This is a genomic window from Kitasatospora sp. NPDC085464 (assembly GCF_044541955.1).
GTDB lineage: Bacteria > Actinomycetota > Actinomycetes > Streptomycetales > Streptomycetaceae > Kitasatospora.
Map to the genome: position 1 here is coordinate 1 of NZ_JBITTM010000035.1, position 15,946 is coordinate 15,946.

Annotated in this window: 15 protein-coding genes and 1 rRNA gene; 12 read left to right on the forward strand and 4 right to left on the reverse strand. The window is 73.2% G+C overall.

The features are described from left to right. From rrf to ACIGG8_RS28560, 5 genes are all read left to right on the forward strand, one after another. A 5S ribosomal RNA gene (gene rrf, locus ACIGG8_RS28540) occupies positions 1 to 88 on the forward strand; the annotation flags it as partial. Between the two features lie 313 nt (positions 89 to 401). Beyond that, on the forward strand, positions 402 to 2,999 hold the full coding sequence (locus ACIGG8_RS28545) for an ATP-binding protein (protein ID WP_396551670.1): 2,598 nt from the start codon (positions 402 to 404) through the stop codon (positions 2,997 to 2,999). A 112-nt stretch (positions 3,000 to 3,111) separates the two neighbouring features. Then, entirely contained in the window at positions 3,112 to 3,792 is a 681-nt protein-coding gene (locus ACIGG8_RS28550) for a response regulator (RefSeq protein WP_049657530.1), read from the forward strand. A gap of 65 nt (positions 3,793 to 3,857) precedes the next feature. Then, complete coding sequence (locus ACIGG8_RS28555) at positions 3,858 to 4,265, forward strand: OB-fold nucleic acid binding domain-containing protein (RefSeq protein ID WP_350526050.1); 408 nt, start codon at positions 3,858 to 3,860, stop codon at positions 4,263 to 4,265. Positions 4,266 to 4,267: 2 nt separating this feature from the next. After that, on the forward strand, positions 4,268 to 5,017 hold the full coding sequence (locus ACIGG8_RS28560) for a DUF3159 domain-containing protein (protein WP_396551671.1): 750 nt from the start codon (positions 4,268 to 4,270) through the stop codon (positions 5,015 to 5,017). Between the two features lie 66 nt (positions 5,018 to 5,083). Here ACIGG8_RS28560 and ACIGG8_RS28565 read toward each other — a convergent pair whose 3' ends face one another. Both ACIGG8_RS28565 and ACIGG8_RS28570 read right to left on the reverse strand, forming a co-directional pair. Beyond that, complete coding sequence (locus tag ACIGG8_RS28565; protein WP_350526052.1) at positions 5,084 to 5,755, reverse strand: TrkA family potassium uptake protein; 672 nt, start codon at positions 5,753 to 5,755, stop codon at positions 5,084 to 5,086. Continuing rightward, on the reverse strand, positions 5,755 to 6,423 hold the full coding sequence (locus ACIGG8_RS28570; protein ID WP_350526053.1) for a TrkA family potassium uptake protein: 669 nt from the start codon (positions 6,421 to 6,423) through the stop codon (positions 5,755 to 5,757). Before ACIGG8_RS28570 ends, ACIGG8_RS28565 begins: the two co-directional genes overlap by 1 nt. 247 nt (positions 6,424 to 6,670) lie before the next feature. Here ACIGG8_RS28570 and ACIGG8_RS28575 point away from each other — a divergent pair, with 247 nt between their 5' ends. After that, positions 6,671 to 8,746 carry an APC family permease gene (locus tag ACIGG8_RS28575; RefSeq protein ID WP_396551727.1) on the forward strand — a complete coding sequence of 692 codons (2,076 nt, stop codon included), beginning with the start codon at positions 6,671 to 6,673 and terminating at the stop codon, positions 8,744 to 8,746. Between the two features lie 368 nt (positions 8,747 to 9,114). Then, positions 9,115 to 10,464, forward strand: a complete 1,350-nt coding sequence (locus ACIGG8_RS28580; protein WP_396551728.1) for a class I SAM-dependent RNA methyltransferase — start codon at positions 9,115 to 9,117, stop codon at positions 10,462 to 10,464. 198 nt (positions 10,465 to 10,662) lie between these two features. Here the strand turns inward: ACIGG8_RS28580 and ACIGG8_RS28585 are convergent, their stop codons facing one another. Continuing rightward, entirely contained in the window at positions 10,663 to 10,860 is a 198-nt protein-coding gene (locus ACIGG8_RS28585) for a hypothetical protein (protein ID WP_396551672.1), read from the reverse strand. 360 nt (positions 10,861 to 11,220) lie between these two features. On the opposite strand from ACIGG8_RS28585, the gene ACIGG8_RS28590 reads away from it, so the two are divergent. Both ACIGG8_RS28590 and ACIGG8_RS28595 read left to right on the forward strand, forming a co-directional pair. Continuing rightward, a complete protein-coding gene (locus tag ACIGG8_RS28590) occupies positions 11,221 to 11,457 on the forward strand; it encodes a toxin-antitoxin system HicB family antitoxin (RefSeq protein ID WP_350526055.1) in 237 nt (78 codons plus the stop codon). After that, entirely contained in the window at positions 11,454 to 11,882 is a 429-nt protein-coding gene (locus tag ACIGG8_RS28595; RefSeq protein ID WP_350526056.1) for a fic family toxin-antitoxin system, toxin component, read from the forward strand. The genes ACIGG8_RS28590 and ACIGG8_RS28595 overlap by 4 nt, the downstream gene beginning before the upstream one ends. Positions 11,883 to 11,984: 102 nt before the next feature. Here the strand turns inward: ACIGG8_RS28595 and ACIGG8_RS28600 are convergent, their stop codons facing one another. Beyond that, positions 11,985 to 12,851 carry a GNAT family N-acetyltransferase gene (locus ACIGG8_RS28600; protein ID WP_396551673.1) on the reverse strand — a complete coding sequence of 289 codons (867 nt, stop codon included), beginning with the start codon at positions 12,849 to 12,851 and terminating at the stop codon, positions 11,985 to 11,987. A gap of 229 nt (positions 12,852 to 13,080) precedes the next feature. On the opposite strand from ACIGG8_RS28600, the gene ACIGG8_RS28605 reads away from it, so the two are divergent. From ACIGG8_RS28605 to ACIGG8_RS28615, 3 genes are all read left to right on the forward strand, one after another. Beyond that, on the forward strand, positions 13,081 to 13,998 hold the full coding sequence (locus ACIGG8_RS28605) for a RimK family alpha-L-glutamate ligase (RefSeq protein WP_396551674.1): 918 nt from the start codon (positions 13,081 to 13,083) through the stop codon (positions 13,996 to 13,998). Further along, positions 13,995 to 14,879, forward strand: a complete 885-nt coding sequence (locus ACIGG8_RS28610; RefSeq protein ID WP_396551675.1) for a RimK family alpha-L-glutamate ligase — start codon at positions 13,995 to 13,997, stop codon at positions 14,877 to 14,879. Before ACIGG8_RS28605 ends, ACIGG8_RS28610 begins: the two co-directional genes overlap by 4 nt. A 172-nt stretch (positions 14,880 to 15,051) precedes the next feature. Continuing rightward, positions 15,052 to 15,891, forward strand: a complete 840-nt coding sequence (locus ACIGG8_RS28615; RefSeq protein WP_396551676.1) for a putative RNA methyltransferase — start codon at positions 15,052 to 15,054, stop codon at positions 15,889 to 15,891. Positions 15,892 to 15,946: the final 55 nt, after the last annotated feature.

The window sequence follows — 15,946 nt, forward strand, 5'->3', positions numbered from 1 at the left end:
CGGTTACATTCCGAACCCGGAAGCTAAGCCTCACAGCGCCGATGGTACTGCAGGGGGGACCCTGTGGGAGAGTAGGACGCCGCCGAACAATCATTGCTGAAGAACCCCCATCCGGTTTCCGGATGGGGGTTCTTCGCGTTTCCCGGGACTTTCTCCCGGCGTGCTTTCCCGGATCGTTTCCCGGAAGCCGGCCGGCTCCCCGTCGCGTGACCCCGTGCGACGACCATATGACCCCCGAGTGACCCCCGCCGAGTGGCTGGTCCACCGTCAATATGTCGCTAAAACCGCCCGATCGGTGGACTGATCAGCGGAAAATCGCTGCTCACGCCGTAGTCTCGAAGGGAGGGGGAACAGATGTCCGGGGGTGGCTCCCGGGCATGGCCGGATCAAGAATGGTGCTCATGGGACGAGGCAGGCTGCGCATCTACCTCGGGGCGGCCCCCGGGGTCGGCAAGACGTACGCCATGCTCGCCGAGGCGCACCGGCGGCACGAACGCGGCACGGACGTCGTGGTGGCGTTCGTCGAGGACCACGGCCGCCGGCGTACCGCGGACATGGTCGCCGGGCTGGAAGTCGTGCTGCGGCAGCAGGTGGTGCACCGCGGCGCGAGGTTCTCCGAGATGGACCTGGATGCCGTCCTCGCCCGCCGTCCGCAGGTGGCGCTGGTGGACGAGCTGGCTCACACCAACGTCCCCGGCTGCCGCAACGAGAAGCGCTGGCAGGACGTCGAGGAGCTGCTGGCGGCCGGGATCGACGTGATCTCCACCGTCAACGTGCAGCACCTGGAGTCGCTGGGTGATGCCGTGGCCGGCATCACCGGGGTGCGTCAGCGCGAGACCGTCCCGGACGAGGTGGTCCGGCGGGCCGATCAGATCGAGCTCGTCGACATGTCCCCGCAGGCGCTGCGGCGACGGCTGGCGCACGGGAACGTGTACGCGCCGGAGAAGATCGACGCCGCGCTCGCCAACTACTTCCGCCCGGGCAACCTGACCGCGCTGCGCGAGCTGGCGCTGCTCTGGACCGCCGATCGGGTGGACGAGTACCTGCAGAAGTACCGGGCCGAGCAGGGCATCGAGGGCACCTGGCAGGCCCGGGAGCGGATCGTGGTCGGCCTGACCGGCGGGCCCGAGGGGGCGACGCTGATCCGTCGGGCGGCCCGGATCGCGGCCCGGGTCTCCGGCGGTGAGCTGCTCGCCGTGCACATATCCCGTTCGGACGGCCTGGTCGGCCCCGGCTCGCCGCAGACGCTGATCGAGCAGCGGGCGCTGGTGGAGAGCCTCGGCGGCTCGTTCCACGCCGTGCTGGGCGACGACCCGGCCGGCGGTCTCCTGGACTTCGCCCGCGGTGTGAACGCCACCCAGATCGTGCTGGGCACCAGCCGCCGGCCCGGCTGGCAGTACCTGTACGGGCCGGGCGTCGGCACCACGGTGACCCGGGAGGCCGGGGACATCGACGTCCACATGGTCACCCACGAGCACGCCGGGCACGGACGCGGCAGGATTCCCGTCCGCCGGACCACCGACCTGGGCCGGACCCGCACCGTCGCCGGCTGGCTGATCGGCCTGGCCGGTCCGCCGGTGCTGGCGGTCGTGCTGACGGCGATCGGCGGGCTGGGGCTCTCCACCGACATGCTGCTGTTCCTGTCGCTGACCGTGTGCGCGGCGCTGGTCGGCGGGCTGCTGCCGGCGGTCGGTTCGGCGCTGGTCGGTTCCTCGGTGCTGAACTACTACTTCACGCCGCCGCTGCACACCTTCACGATCAACGAGCCGCAGAACATCATGGCGGTGGCCATATTCACCATCGTCGGCATCTCGGTGGCGTCCGTGGTGGACCTGGCGGCCCGGCGGACGCACCAGGCTGCCCGCAGCCAGACCGAGGCGCAGACGCTCAGTGCGCTGGCCGGCACTGTGCTGCGGGGCGCGCCGAACGGGGACGGGGTCCTGACCGCGCTGATGGAGCAGGTCCGGGAGACCTTCGGGCAGGAGAGCGCCGCGCTGCTGGAGCGCCCGGATCCGCTCGGCCCCTGGGTGCCGGTGGCCACTGCCGGGCCGCGGCCGCCGGAGCGGCCGGAGGAGGCCGACGTGGACGTCCCGGTCGGCGACAGCCTGGCGCTGGTGCTGCGCGGCCGGGTGCTGCCCGGCGCGGACCGGCGGCTGCTCGGGGCCTTCGCCGCGCAGGCCGCGGTGGTGCTGGAGCGCCGCCGACTGGCCCGGGAGGCCGCCTCGGCCCGCCGGGAGGCCGAGGGCAACCGGATCCGGACCGCCCTGCTGGCCGCCGTCTCGCACGACCTGCGCACCCCGTTGGCGGGGATCAAGGCCTCGGTGAGTTCGTTGCGTGCGGCGGACGTCGACTGGGACCCGGAGGACGAGGCCGAACTGCTCGCCGGGATCGAGGCCGGGGCCGACCGGCTGGACCACCTGATCAACAACCTGCTCGACATGAGCCGGCTGCAGACCGGGACGGTCACCCCGCTGATCCAGGAGACCGACCTGGACGAGGTGGTGCCGTTCGCCCTCGGCGGGGTGCCGCCGGAGTCCGTCCGCCTGGACGTCCCGGAGACGCTGCCGATGATCCGGGCCGACGGCGGGCTGCTGGAGCGCTCGCTGGCCAACCTGGTGGAGAACGCCGTCAAGTACAGCCCGGACGGCGTCAAGGTGCTGATCAAGGCCGACGCGCTGGAGCAGCCGGGGCTGCCGGGCCGGGTCGAGCTGCGGATCGTCGACCGCGGGCCGGGCGTGCCCGAGGACGCGAAGGAGAAGATCTTCGCGCCGTTCCAGCGCTACGGGGACGCGCCGCGCGGCGCCGGGGTGGGCCTCGGGCTCGCGGTGGCGCGCGGTTTCGTCGAGGCGATGGACGGTAGCGTCACCGCCGAGGACACCCCGGGCGGCGGACTCACCATGGTGGTCAGCCTGCCGGCCGTCGAACGGCCGCCGGAGCCGGAGGAGCCGGGTGAGCCGCACGGCGACGGGAGCGGTCCGCTCTCGGAGCTGATCACATGAGATCCGGCGGCCCGCCCGCCGCCCCGTGCCGCACGCAGTGCCGCACGCCAGTTCCACAGCCCCCAAGTCCGACAGCCCCAAGTCCGACAGCCCTGAAAGGCGGAGCCCGTAAATGACCCGGGTCCTCGTCGTGGACGACGAACCGCAGATCGTCCGCGCGCTGGTGATCAACCTCAAGGCCCGCAAGTACGAGGTGGACGCGGCCCACGATGGCGCGAGCGCCCTGGAGCTGGCCGCGGCCCGCCACCCGGACGTGGTCGTCCTCGACCTGGGCCTGCCCGACATGGACGGGGTCGAGGTGATCCGGGGCCTGCGCGGCTGGACCCGGGTGCCGATCATCGTGCTGTCGGCCCGGCACGCCTCGGACGAGAAGGTCGAGGCCCTGGACGCCGGTGCCGACGACTACGTCACCAAGCCGTTCGGCATGGACGAGCTGCTCGCCCGGATGCGGGCCGCGGTGCGCCGGGCCGAGCCGGTGGCCGGGGAGGCGGACTCGCTGGTCGTCACCGAGAGCTTCACCGTCGACCTCGCCGCCAAGAAGGTCAACCGGGACGGCGCGGACGTGCGGCTCACCCCGACCGAGTGGCACCTGTTGGAGGTCCTCGTCCGCAATGCCGGGCGACTGGTCAGCCAGACCCAGCTGCTCCAGGAGGTGTGGGGCCCCGCCTACCGCACCGAGACCAACTACCTGCGGGTCTACCTCGCCCAGCTGCGTCGGAAGCTGGAGCGCGACCCCTCGCACCCGCGCCACTTCATCACCGAACCGGGAATGGGATACCGGTTCGAGAGCTGACCGCCGTTGCCCCCGGCGGCTGAACGACCTGCCGCCGGGGGCCCGGAAACCGGTACCCTTCCGACATGAGTGGTGACAACAGCAGCGGCCAGCCGCAGGGGCGGTTCCGCCGCATGCTCAGCCGGCTGACCTCCTCGACCGAGGAGCTGGAGGCCGAGGACCTGCGCCAGGAGAGCGCCGCGGAGTCGGGGTGCACGCCGATCGCCGGCTGCGCGGACCGCGCCCTGGTCACCGTCGCGGGCACGCTGCGCACGGTGACGCTGCGCCCGCGGGCCGGGGTGCCGGCCCTGGAGGCCGAACTCTTCGACGGCACCGAGGCCCTGGACGTGGTCTGGCTCGGCCGTCGCTCGATCGCGGGCATAGAGCCCGGCCGCAGGCTGGTCGCCAGCGGCCGGATCGGTCACGCGCGCGGGCGCCGCGTGCTGTTCAACCCCCGCTACGAGCTGCGTCCGGTCGGACACGGGAGCGAATGAGCGTGAGCAACCAGCCCGGCGGCGATGCCGCCCAGCTCGACCTGTCCCACGACGCGGCGGCCCGGGACGCCGCCCGCAAGGCCGAGGAGGCCGCCCGTCAGGCCGCCTCCAAGGAGGCCGCCGACACCGTCCTGAAGGCCTTCGGCGGCGTGCGCGGCATGATCGACATGACGCTGCCCGGCCTGGTCTTCATCGTCACGTACAACCTCACCCACCAGGTCAGCACCTCGGCGTGGGCCGCGCTCGGCCTGAGCGCGCTGTTCGTGGTGGCCCGGCTGGCGAAGCGGGAGACCATCCAGCACGCCTTCAGCGGGGTGTTCGGCGTCGCGCTCGGCGCCTGGATCTCGATGAAGAGCGGCCGGGCCGAGGACTTCTACCTGCCCGGCCTGCTCTGGAACGTCGGCTACTGCATCGCCCTGGCGACCTCCGCGCTGGTGCGCTGGCCGATGATCGGTGTGATGCTCGGCCCGATCACCGGCGAGATGTTCACCTGGCGCAAGGAGAACCCGGGCCGGCTCGCCGCCTACACCAGGGCGACCTGGGCCTGGGTGGTGATCATGGGCCTCAAGCCGGTGATCCTCTTCCCGCTGTACTTCACCCACAACGTCAACCTGCTGGGCTGGCTGAAGGTCGCCCTGGGCATCCCGCCGATGCTGCTGGCGATGTACGTCACCTGGCAGATCCTGCTGAAGGCGCCGCCGCCGATCAAGGCGCAGCTGGACGACGACGACGAGGAGGAGCCGGCGAAGTAGCCGCCTCCGCACACGGCCGAGGGCCCGCACCCATCAGGGTGCGGGCCCTCGGCCGTGGTTCCGTCGTCACTGGGCGCCGGTGGTGGCCGACAGCAGCTCCTCCAGCTCCTCCTCGCGCTCCTGCGCGGCGACGAAGAGCAGCTCGTCGCCGCCCTCCAGGGTGTCGTCCTTGCCCGGCACCAGCACCCGGCCCTCGCGGATGATCGTCACCAGCGCGGTGTCCGGCGGCCAGGCCACGTCGCCGACCCGGGTGCCGACCAGCTCGGTGTCGGAGGCCAGGGTCAGCTCGACCAGGTTGGCGTTGCCCTGGCTGAAGCGCATCAGGCGGACCAGGTCGCCGACGCTGACGGCCTCCTCGACCAGGGCGGACATCAGGCGCGGCGTGGACACGGCCACGTCCACGCCCCAGGACTCGTTGAAGAGCCACTCGTTCTTGGGGTTGTTCACCCGGGCGACCACCCGCGGCACCGCGTACTCGGTCTTGGCGAGCAGCGAGACGACCAGGTTGACCTTGTCGTCGCCGGTCGCGGCGATCACCACGTGGCAGCGCTGCAGGGCGGCCTCGTCCAGCGAGGTGATCTCGCAGGCGTCGGCCAGCAGCCACTCCGCCATCGGCACCCGCTCCACCGAGATGGAGTTCGGGTTCTTGTCTATCAGCAGAACCTCGTGGCCGTTCTCCAGCAGCTCGCCCGCGATCGAGCGGCCCACGGCACCGGCCCCGGCAATGGCGACCCGCATCAGTGACCCTCCTCCTTCGGCCCCTGCGCGAACGCGGCCTCGACGGCCGTCAGGTCGGCCCGGCGCAGCATCACCTGCACCAGGTCGCCCTCCTGCACCACCATCTGCGGCGTGGGCAGGATGCCCTCGCCGAGTCGGGTGACGAACGCCACCCGGGCGCCGGAGGCCTCCTCCAGCTCGCCGAACCGGTGGCCGATCCAGCGCGGGTCGTACGCGACCTCGGCCAGCTGCACGCCGCCGCTCGGGTCCTGCCACAGCGGCTCGGCGCCGCTCGGCAGCAGCCGGCGCAGCATCTGGTCGGCGGTCCAGCGGACCGTCGCCACGGTCGGGATGCCCAGGCGCTGGTACACCTCGGCGCGGCGGGGGTCGTAGATCCGGGCGGCGACGTTCTCGACGCCGAAGTTCTCCCGGGCCACCCGCGCGGCGATGATGTTGGAGTTGTCGCCGCTGGAGACCGCGGCGAACGCGCCGGCCTCCTCGATGCCCGCCTCGCGCAGGGTGTCCTGGTCGAAGCCGACACCGGTGACCCGGCGCCCGTTGAACCCGGCGCCCAGTCGGCGGAAGGCGGTCGGGTCCTGGTCGACCACGGCCACCGAGTGGCCCTGTTTCTCCAGCGCTCTCGCGAGGGCCGAGCCCACGCGGCCGCAGCCCATGATGACGATGTGCACCGGCGCTACCTCACCCGTTCCGTCGGGGTACTGACCTGCGCAAACACCGTTCATCTCCCTTTCCCGCCCGGTCGTCCGGGGCGAGCGTTCTCGTGGGGCGCCGGCCCCGGCAACACCTCACAACCCGAGTGTTGCCCACCGACTCGTATCCGACACGCTAGCCGGTCCGTAGAACGCAGTCGCGACGAAGGGGGGGACAAACGGCGGAGCCTTGACCGGGGAGCCCCTACGATTCCTTAACGTGCCTATGCCGAAAGACCTCCCGAAACGCATCCTGATCGGGCGCGCGCTGCGCAGCGACAAGCTCGGTGAAACGCTGCTACCGAAGCGGATCGCGCTACCCGTTTTCGCCTCGGACGCGCTCTCCTCGGTCGCGTACGCCCCCGAGGAGATCCTGCTCACCCTCTCCGTCGCGGGCGTCTCGGCGATCCACTTCTCCTGGCAGATCGGCGTCGTCGTGGCGATCGTGATGCTCGCCGTGGTCGCCTCGTACCGGCAGAACGTGCACGCCTACCCCAGCGGTGGCGGTGATTACGAGGTCGCGACCGTCAACCACGGGCCGGCCGCCGGTCTGGTCGTCGCCAGCGCGCTGATGGTCGACTACGTGCTCACCGTGGCCGTGTCCACCACCTCGGGCGTCGCCAACGTCGTGTCCGCCGTCCCCGCGCTGCGGGGCCACGAACTGACGCTGTCGGTGATCGTGGTCGTCGTGCTGATGGGCATGAACCTGCGCGGTGTGCGCGAATCCGGAACCGCCTTCGCCGTTCCCACCTACGCCTTCATGATCGGCGTCATAGGCATGGTCGGCTTCGGGTTCTTCCGGCACTTCGTGCTGGGCCAGGACATGCCCGCCGAGAGCGCCGGTTTCACCCTCACCCCCACCCCCGGCAACGAGTCGGTGGCCGGATTCGCCCTGGTGTTCCTGCTGCTGAAGTCGTTCTCCTCCGGCTGTGCCGCGCTCACCGGTGTGGAGGCGATCTCCAACGGCGTGCCGGCCTTCCGCAAGCCCAAGAGCAAGAACGCCGCGACCACGCTGCTGATGATGGCGAGCATCGCCGTGGTGATGTTCATGGGCATCATCTGGCTGGCCCGCCTGACCGGCGTCCAGATGGCCGAGAACCCGGCGGAGCAGCTCGGCGGCGCGTCCGCCGACTACCACCAGAAGACCGCGCTCGCCCAGATCAGCGAGGCCGTGTTCAGCAACTTCACGCCCGGCTTCTACTTCGTCGCCGCCGTGACCGGCCTGATCCTGGTGCTGGCCGCCAACACCGCCTTCAACGGCTTCCCGGTGCTCGGCTCGATCCTGGCCCAGGACCGCTACCTGCCCCGCCAGCTGCACACCCGCGGCGACCGGCTGGCGTTCTCCAACGGCATCATCCTGTTGGCGATCGCGGCGATCCTGTTCATCTTCGCGTTCGACGCCGACCCGAACCGGCTGATCCAGCTCTACATCGTCGGTGTGTTCGTCTCGTTCAACATGAGCCAGTCCGGGATGATCCGGCACTGGACGCGGCTGCTGCGCACCGAGACCGACCCGGCCGAGCGCCGCCGTATGCAGCGCAGCCGGGCGATCAACGCCTTCGGCCTGGTGATGACCATGGCCGTGCTGATCGTCGTCCTGGTCACCAAGATCGGCCACGCCTGGATCGCGATCGCGGCGATGGTCGTGCTGTTCGTGATGATGAAGGGCATCCGGCGCCACTACGACCGGGTCTCCGAGGAGCTCATCGCCGCGGAGGAGCCCGACGACGTGGTGCTGCCCACCCGGGTGCACGCCATCGTGCTGGTCTCCAAGCTGCACAAGCCGGCGCTGCGGGCCCTCGCGTACGCCCAGCTGGCCCGCGCCCACACCCTGGAGGCCGTCACGGTCAACGTGGACCCGGCCGACACCGCGGCGCTGCGGCAGGAGTGGGACGAGCGCGGCATCGATGTGCCGCTCAAGGTGCTGGACTCGCCGTTCCGCGAGATCACCGGACCGGTCCTGGACTACGTGAAGAACCTGCGGCGCAGCAGCCCGCGGGACGTGGTCGCGGTCTACATCCCCGAGTACGTGGTCGGCCACTGGTACGAGCACCTGCTGCACAACCAGAGCGCGCTGCGGCTCAAGGGGCGCTTGCTGTTCAAGCCCGGTGTGATGGTCACCTCGGTGCCCTGGCAGCTGGAATCCTCCGAGCGGCGCAAGCCGCAGAAGGCCTGGTCGGCGCCGGGCGCCGTCCGGCGTGGCGAGCCTCGGGCGCCGAAGGCCGTAAAGTCGAAGGATTCCGTCTCCACCGGTGCGAGTGCCGGTGACTCCTCCGAGCTCAGCAAGGACTCCTCCCAGTGACCCGCAACACTCCGCCCCGCTCCTCGGGCTCCTCCGGCAAGGGCTCCCGCCGGGGCGGCTCCCAGCCCGGGCAGGTCGCCCGGCCGCGCTGGGGCCGGCCGTCCCGTCCGGAGGCCACCGACCGTGACGGCCTGACCGCGCGCACCGCGCCGATCGTCCCCGGGGAGCAGGTGCCGTCGGAGGACCGGAAGCCGGGCCGGGACACGGCGGGGAAGGGCGCGGGGAAGGGCGCTGCCGAGAAGGGCGCCGGCAAGGGCCAGGGTGGCAAGGGCGCCGGGAAGGGCGCGGCCGGTGCCGCTGGTGCGGGCGGTGCCGCCGGTGCCGCTCGGAAGGCGCCGCGCAAGCAGGCGGTGCGGCCGCCCAAGGCGCTGCGCACCGCCGCCGCGCGGGCGCCGCGGCCCGAGGCACCGACCGGGGAGCCGCTGGCCGGACAGCGGTACGAGGTCGAGGTCGGCCCGGTCGCGCACGGCGGCGGCCACTGCGTGGCCCGGCACGAGGGCCGGGTGCTGTTCGTGCGGCACGCGCTGCCCGGCGAGAAGGTCGTCGTGCAGGTGACCGACGGCACCACCACCTCGCGGTTCCTGCGGGCCGACGCGGTGGAGGTCCTGGAGCCCGCCAAGGACCGGATCGAGGCGCCCTGCCCGTTCTCCGGCCCCGGCAAGTGCGGCGGCTGCGACTGGCAGCACGTGACCCCCGGTGGGCAGCGCAAGCTCAAGGCGTCGGTGCTGACCGAGCAGCTGGCCAAGCTGGCCGGGCTCACCCCGGCCGAGGCGGGCTGGGACGGCAGCGTCGAGCCGGTCGGCGGCAAGCTCCCGGCCGGACAGGTGCCGGCCTGGCGCACCCGGGTCCAGTACGCGGTGGACCCGGAGACCGGGAAGGTCGGCCTGCGCAAGCACCGCTCGCACGAGGTGCAGCCGGTGGACCGCTGCCTGATCGCCGCCGAGGGCGTCAGCGAGCTGGGCATCGAGTCCCGCGACTGGCCGGGCGTGGCGAGCGTCGAGGTGATCGCCGCGACCGGTTCCTCGGACCGCCAGGTGGTGCTGACCCCGCGCGACGGCGCCCAGCTGCCGCTGGTCGAGCTGGACAAGCCGGTGTCGATCGCCCGGATCGACGACCAGGGCGACGTGCACAAGGTGCACGGGCGCAGCTTCGTGCGCGAGCGGGCGGCCGGGCGGACCTGGCGGGTCAGCAACGGCGGTTTCTGGCAGATCCACCCGGAGGCGCCGGACACCCTGGTCGACGCGGTGCTGGACGGCCTGGACCCGCAGTGGGGCGAGAACGCGCTCGACCTGTACTGCGGCGTCGGCCTGTTCGCGGGTGCGCTGGCCGACCGGGTCGGCGAGGAGGGCGCGGTGCTCGGCATCGAGTCCGCCAAGCAGGCCGTGGTCGACGCCCGGCACAACCTGGCCGCGCTGGACAACGTGCGGATCGAGTGCGACCGGGTCGAGACGCTGCTGCCGCGCACCGGCATCACGGCGACCGACCTGATCGTCCTGGACCCGCCGCGCTCGGGCGCCGGGCGCGAGACCGTCGCGCACCTGGTCGGCCTGGAGGCGCGCCGGATCGCGTACGTGGCCTGTGACCCGGCGGCGCTCGCCCGCGACCTGAAGTTCTTCCGCGAGGGCGGCTACCGTCCGGTGTCGCTGCGGGCCTTCGACCTGTTCCCGATGACCCACCACTTCGAGTGCGTGGCGATCCTGGAGCCGACCGGGGAGTGACCCGTTCGGCCGGTGTCCGGTCGGACCCAGGAGGCGGTGCCCGCTCGACGGGTGCCGCCTCCTCGTCGTTGCGGGGCGCGGTGGGGCGGTCGTGGTCGCTGGTCGGGCTCGGTCAGGTCGGGGCGGGTCGAAACCGCCGGCCGTGGGTCGGGCCGGGCTGGGGCGGGTCAGGCGCGTCGTGGTCGCGGGACGGGGCGGTCAGGGCTCGTTGCGCTCCTCCTCGTCCACGCTGTGCGGGAGGTGGATGCCGTGCTGGGAGGCGAGCCGGAGGAGCGAGGCGATCCGGCCCTCGTACGCCTGGACGCCGTCGGCGTCCCCTTCGGCCCGCGCCGCCGCGAGGTCCCGTCGGGCCTGGGCGAGCTGCTCGCGCAGCTCCTGGTCGAACATGGCTGTCATTGCCGGCCTCCACACCGGTCGGTGCCGCTCAGTGGAACGCTCAGGGGAGATCAGAGTCCCGGATGGTGAAGGACTCTTCAAGTCTCGCTCGTCCTGCCGGGGGTGGGGCGGCGGTGGGCGGGTATGGAAGATGGGCGGTCCCCCCGCGGCCACGGACGGCCACGGACGACCGCGGGGCGGCCACGCACGGTCGCGGGGCGGCTCCGGCCGCGGCTCGGACGACGGTGCCGGTGAAGGTTCCGGTGACGGCTTCGGTGAAGGTTTCGGTGACGGGGAGGTTGCGAGGGGGCGTGCGGCAGGTGTGCGGGCGGTGGGCGTGCGCCCTTGTTGTGCTAGCACTTCGGCGCTAGCTTGAAGGGCATGGCCAAGAAGCAGCTGAACGTCCGCGTGGACGCCACGACCGCGGAGATGGCCCGGGAACGGGCGGAGCAGCAGGGGATCAGCATGAACCAGTACATCGAGCGCCTGGTCCAGCAGGACATGGGCGAGTCCGGACGCGCCTTCGTCGACGCGGCGGCGCAGTTCATGAAGGAGTACGAGACCGCGTTCCTCGCCGAGTTCGGGGAGCCGGGCGACCTCCAGGACGTGCGCCGTTGAACCTGGAGGTCGACCTCTCGTGGCTGCTCATGACCGCCGAGCAGTACACGCCCGGTGATCCGCAGGTCACCGACTACGGCTCGCTGCTCGCGGCCGTCACCCGGCACCAGGCCGAGATATTCGACATCGCGGTCTACCCCGAACCGCAGGACCGTGCCGCCGCACTGATGCACCAGCTGATCCGGGTGCCGGCCCTGGAGAAGACCAACGAGCTCTTCGCGACCGCCGTCGCGTACGCCTACCTCGTCGCCAGCGGCTGCACCATCGCCACCACCGCCCGCGAGGTGCGCAGCCTCTCCCGGGCCATCCGCGAGGGGCGGCTCGGGGTGTCCGGCGTCTCCGAGCGGCTGGCGGCGTGGGTGGTCGACGAGGCCGAGGGGGAGGGCGTCAGCGGTACGGACGAGGAGGACGAGGACGACGACTGACCGCCGCCCGCGCCGTCCCGCCGTCCGCGTCCTGTTCCCGGCCGTCCCCACGTGCCGTGCCGGGGGGCGTGTTCGCTGCGCCCCGCGGCCCGGCCGTGGTCCTCAGGCCCGGGGTGACGCTGCCTCCGCGATCAGGGCCGTCGCGAACGGGCGGAAGCCGGCCCGGCGGTAGATCCGTGCGACGTCCTCGTCGGAGGCGGACAGGAAAACCGTCCGTACGCCGTTGGCCCGGGCGTGCGCGACCAGGGCCGCCGTGACCGCGAGCCCCAGGCCGCGCCGACGGGCGGAGGGCAGGGTGCCCACGCCGACCACCTCGCCGACCGGGCCCACCGGGTTGTACTGGCCGGAGCACAGGACGGTGCCGTCCTCCAGCGCGGCGGCCTGCACGGTGACGCCGTCGGAGATCCGCTGCGCGATCCGCGCCACCCCGCCGTCGGCCGTCAACGTGGCCGTGCTCGCCGCCAGTTCGTCCGCGCCGGCCGCGCCGATGGCGGTGCCCGGGGCGCCGAAGGCCACGTGTGGGACGGCCACCGCCTGCGCCAGCTCGGGCGCGTCCGCGGCCAGCACCCGCACTTCGGTCCGCTCCGCCGTGATCGGTGCCGCAACCGACTCGTCCTGCGGACCCAGCACCAGCAGCGGGTGCTCGTGCACCGTCAGACCCGCCGCCTCGACGGCCGCGCGCAGGGCGGGGTTCTGCTCCGCCACCCACTCGAAGGCCTCCGGCGCGCCCAGCTCGCGCTGCCGCTCCAGCACCCGGCGGACGTCCTCGGCGGTGGCGGCCGGGCCGTCGTGGCCGAGCGTCGGGCGGGCGTAGTAGTGCCATCCGGTGTCCGCCGCGCGGACGAAGAGGGTCAGCGGGCCGAAGTCCTCGGCTCGGGCGGAGCTGCGCGGCGCGGCGTCGTAGTAGCGCTCGATCTCGTCGAGCAGCGGGCGGTCGGGAGCTTGATCGGCAGGAGTCACGGCGTGCATCCAAGCAGGGACCCGGGCGTGCCTGCCACCGGTTTTGCGGCGTGTTCCGCGGCGTGCCGGTCCGGCCGGCGGGGGTCGTGCGTCGCGCCCCGGACGGCGATTGTTGCCGAACGCTTACCGGCCCGCAGCGATCTTGTGCGCACACAGCGTGCATGCTGATGCTTTTACAGCTCTGCCGAGGGGGACGGCGGACGTCTGCACTCGGCGAGGCAAGGGGGAAGACAGGCCCATGAGGCTCTGCTTTCTGGTGGAGGAACACTACCGGCACGACGGCATGCCGCTCGACGTGGCGCGTCAGCTCACCGCGTGGGGGCACCGGGTGGACGTGCTGCGCCCCGGGGACTCGCTGCTGGCGATCTCCGAGGCCGTCCGGGCCGGCAGCCACGACGCCTGGGTGCTCAAGACCGTCTCCGGCGGCCCCGGGCTGACCCTGCTGGAGGCGGCCGCAGCCGTCGGCCTCACCACGGTGAACGACGTGCGCTCGATCCGCGGCGTCCGGGACAAGGCACTCGCCGCGGTGATCGGCAGCACCCGCGGGCTGCCGGTTCCGATGACGTACGCCGCCGCGCGGTGGGAGCGGCTCGCGGAGATCCCGGCCGCCGAGTACCCGCTGGTGGTCAAGCCCGCGGACGGCAGCTCCGGGCGTGCCGTCCGGCTGGTGCACAGCCCCGACCACCTGCTGGAGGTCGGGCCGGAGCTGGTCGGGGAGGGGCTGCTGATCGCGCAGCCGTACGTGCCGAACTCCGGCACCGACCTCAAGGTGTACTGCGTCGACGGCGAGCTCTTCGCGACGGAACGTTCCTCCCCGCTGCACCCCGGGCAGGGCGTGCGGGAGCGGCAGGTGCCGCTGCCGGGGAGCGTCGCGCGGATCGTGGCGCAGGTCGGCGAGGTCTTCGGGCTGGACCTGTACGGGGTCGACGTGCTGCTCGGGCCGGACGGGCCGGTGGTGGTCGACATCAACGACTTCCCGAGCTTCCGGCAGGTGCCGGACGCCGTGGCACGGGTCGCCCAAGCAGTACTGCGGCTCGCACGCAGCGGGACGGCCGTCTCGGTGCCCGGCGCGCCCGCGGCCGCGCTGGTGTCGGCGGGCGGTGCGCCGTACGGGCAACTGGGCCAACTGGGCTTCGGTGAAGGGGACTTGCTGTGAGGATCGGGCTGATCGCCGGGGATCCGGGGCACCCGGTGCTGGCGGCGACGGCCGCGCTGCTGGTGGAGCGGGGCCACGAGGTGGTGGCCGTTCCGCCCGCCGGGCCTGCGGGGGAGGCCGCGGAGGCGGAGGGGCTCGGGCCGACGGGGGAGGCCGCGCCCGCGGAGGAGCTCGTGCCGGCCGGGGAGCTCGCCGACGTCTACCTGCTCAAGGCCCGTACGCCCCGGGCGATGGCGCTGGCCGGCGAGTTGGAGCGCCGGGGCGCGCCGGTGGTCAACTCGGCGGCGGCGACGGAACTCTGCCAGGACCGGGTGCGGATGGCCGGCCTCGCGCGGGCCGCCGGACTGCCGTTCGCGGCGACGGCCGCCGCCGGACTGCTGGGCGAACTCGCCGCACCCGCCTACCCGTTCGTGCTCAAGAGCCGGCACAGCCGACGGCACGACCTGGTCGCGCGGGTCGACGGCCCGGCCCGGCTCCGCGAGCTCGCCGAGCGTTGGGCCGACGAGCCCGTCGTCACCCAGCCGTTCGTCCCCGGGACGGGGTGGGACCAGAAGCTGTGGGTGATCGACGGGCAGGTGTTCGCCGCCCGGCGACGGTCCGAGCTCGCCTCCGGGTCGGGGGAGCCGGGGCAGGCCGCGGACTGGGAACCGCCCGCCGAGCGGGCCGCGCTCGCGCTGCGGGTGGGTGAGGTGTTCGGGCTCGACGTGTACGGGGTCGACCTGCTCGACGGGCCCGCCGAGCCCGTCATCGTGGACGTCAACGCCTTCCCGGGGGTCCGGGGCAGGCCCGGCGCGCCCGAGGCGCTCGCCGCGCTCGCGCTGCGGGTCGCGGCCGAGCGGGCGCGGCCACTCGCGGGGCAGGGGCACGGGCAGGGGCGGTAGGCGGCACGGGAGGTGGGCGGGGCGCGCGGTAGGCGGGGCGGGGCGGGGCGGGGCGTCGGGCCAGGTGCCGGGCCGCTTCGCGCGCGGTCGGCCCGGGGCGGTGGGCGGCCCGGGTCGTTAGGCTGGCTGGCGCCCCGACCCGCCGGGGCGTACGGCGAGAGAAGACGGAACGTTGCTGCAGGACATCGAGCGCTACCTGGCCTGCCCCCTCTGCGCGCAGCCCCTCACCCGGCACGACCGCAGCCTGCGCTGCCCCGCCGGGCACAGCTTCGACCTCGCCAAGCAGGGCTACGTCAGCCTCCTCGCCGGCGACGCCCACACCGGCACCGGGGACACCGCCGAGATGGTCGCCGCCCGGGCGGACTTCCTCGCGGCCGGGCACTACCGGCCCATCGCGGACGCCCTGGCCGAGGCCTCCGCCGCGGCACCCGCCGACGAGCCCGACGGACTGGTCGCCGACCTCGGCGCCGGCACCGGGCACTACCTGGCCCACGTCCTCGACGCCCTGCCCGACCGGGTCGGCGCCGCCCTCGACATCTCCAAGTACGCGCTGCGCCGCGCCGCCAAGGCGCACCCGCGGATCGGCGCCGTCGTCTGCGACGCCTGGCGCCCGCTGCCGCTGCGCGACGCCTCCGCCGAGCTCATGCTCAACGTCTTCGCCCCGCGCAACGGGCCGGAGATCCGCCGGGTGCTGCGCCCCGGCGGAACGCTGCTGCTGGTCTCGCCCACCGCCCGCCACCTGGGCGAACTCGTGGACGCGCTGGGGCTGCTGTCGGTGGACGAGGAGAAGCAGCGGCGGATCGACGAGAAGCTCGGGCCGTACCTGACGCCGGCGGGGCGGCGGGAGGTCGAGTTCACGCTGCGGCTCGACCCGCAGGACGTGCGCACCGTCGTCGGCATGGGGCCCAGCGCCTGGCACACCGATCCGGAGCGGCTCGGTGCCGCGCTGACGGCGCTGCCGGACCCGGTCGAGGTGACCGCCTCGGTGACGGTGGCCGCCTACCGGCGCTGAGCGCTGCGGCGCGCGCCCCGGGCCGCTCCGAGCACCTCGGGGCTCGGAACGCTCC

Bases quoted from the DNA above. Each gene is read 5' to 3' on its own strand.
- ACIGG8_RS28545 (WP_396551670.1), top strand. From the start codon at position 402: ATGGGACGAGGCAGGCTGCGCATCTACCTCGGGGCGGCCCCCGGGGTC.
- ACIGG8_RS28550 (WP_049657530.1), top strand. From the start codon at position 3,112: ATGACCCGGGTCCTCGTCGTGGACGACGAACCGCAGATCGTCCGCGCG.
- ACIGG8_RS28555 (WP_350526050.1), top strand. From the start codon at position 3,858: ATGAGTGGTGACAACAGCAGCGGCCAGCCGCAGGGGCGGTTCCGCCGC.
- ACIGG8_RS28565 (WP_350526052.1), bottom strand. From the start codon at position 5,755: ATGCGGGTCGCCATTGCCGGGGCCGGTGCCGTGGGCCGCTCGATCGCG.
- ACIGG8_RS28575 (WP_396551727.1), top strand. From the start codon at position 6,671: ATGCCGAAAGACCTCCCGAAACGCATCCTGATCGGGCGCGCGCTGCGC.
- ACIGG8_RS28585 (WP_396551672.1), bottom strand. From the start codon at position 10,860: ATGACAGCCATGTTCGACCAGGAGCTGCGCGAGCAGCTCGCCCAGGCC.
- ACIGG8_RS28590 (WP_350526055.1), top strand. From the start codon at position 11,221: ATGGCCAAGAAGCAGCTGAACGTCCGCGTGGACGCCACGACCGCGGAG.
- ACIGG8_RS28600 (WP_396551673.1), bottom strand. From the start codon at position 12,851: ATGCACGCCGTGACTCCTGCCGATCAAGCTCCCGACCGCCCGCTGCTC.
- ACIGG8_RS28605 (WP_396551674.1), top strand. From the start codon at position 13,081: ATGAGGCTCTGCTTTCTGGTGGAGGAACACTACCGGCACGACGGCATG.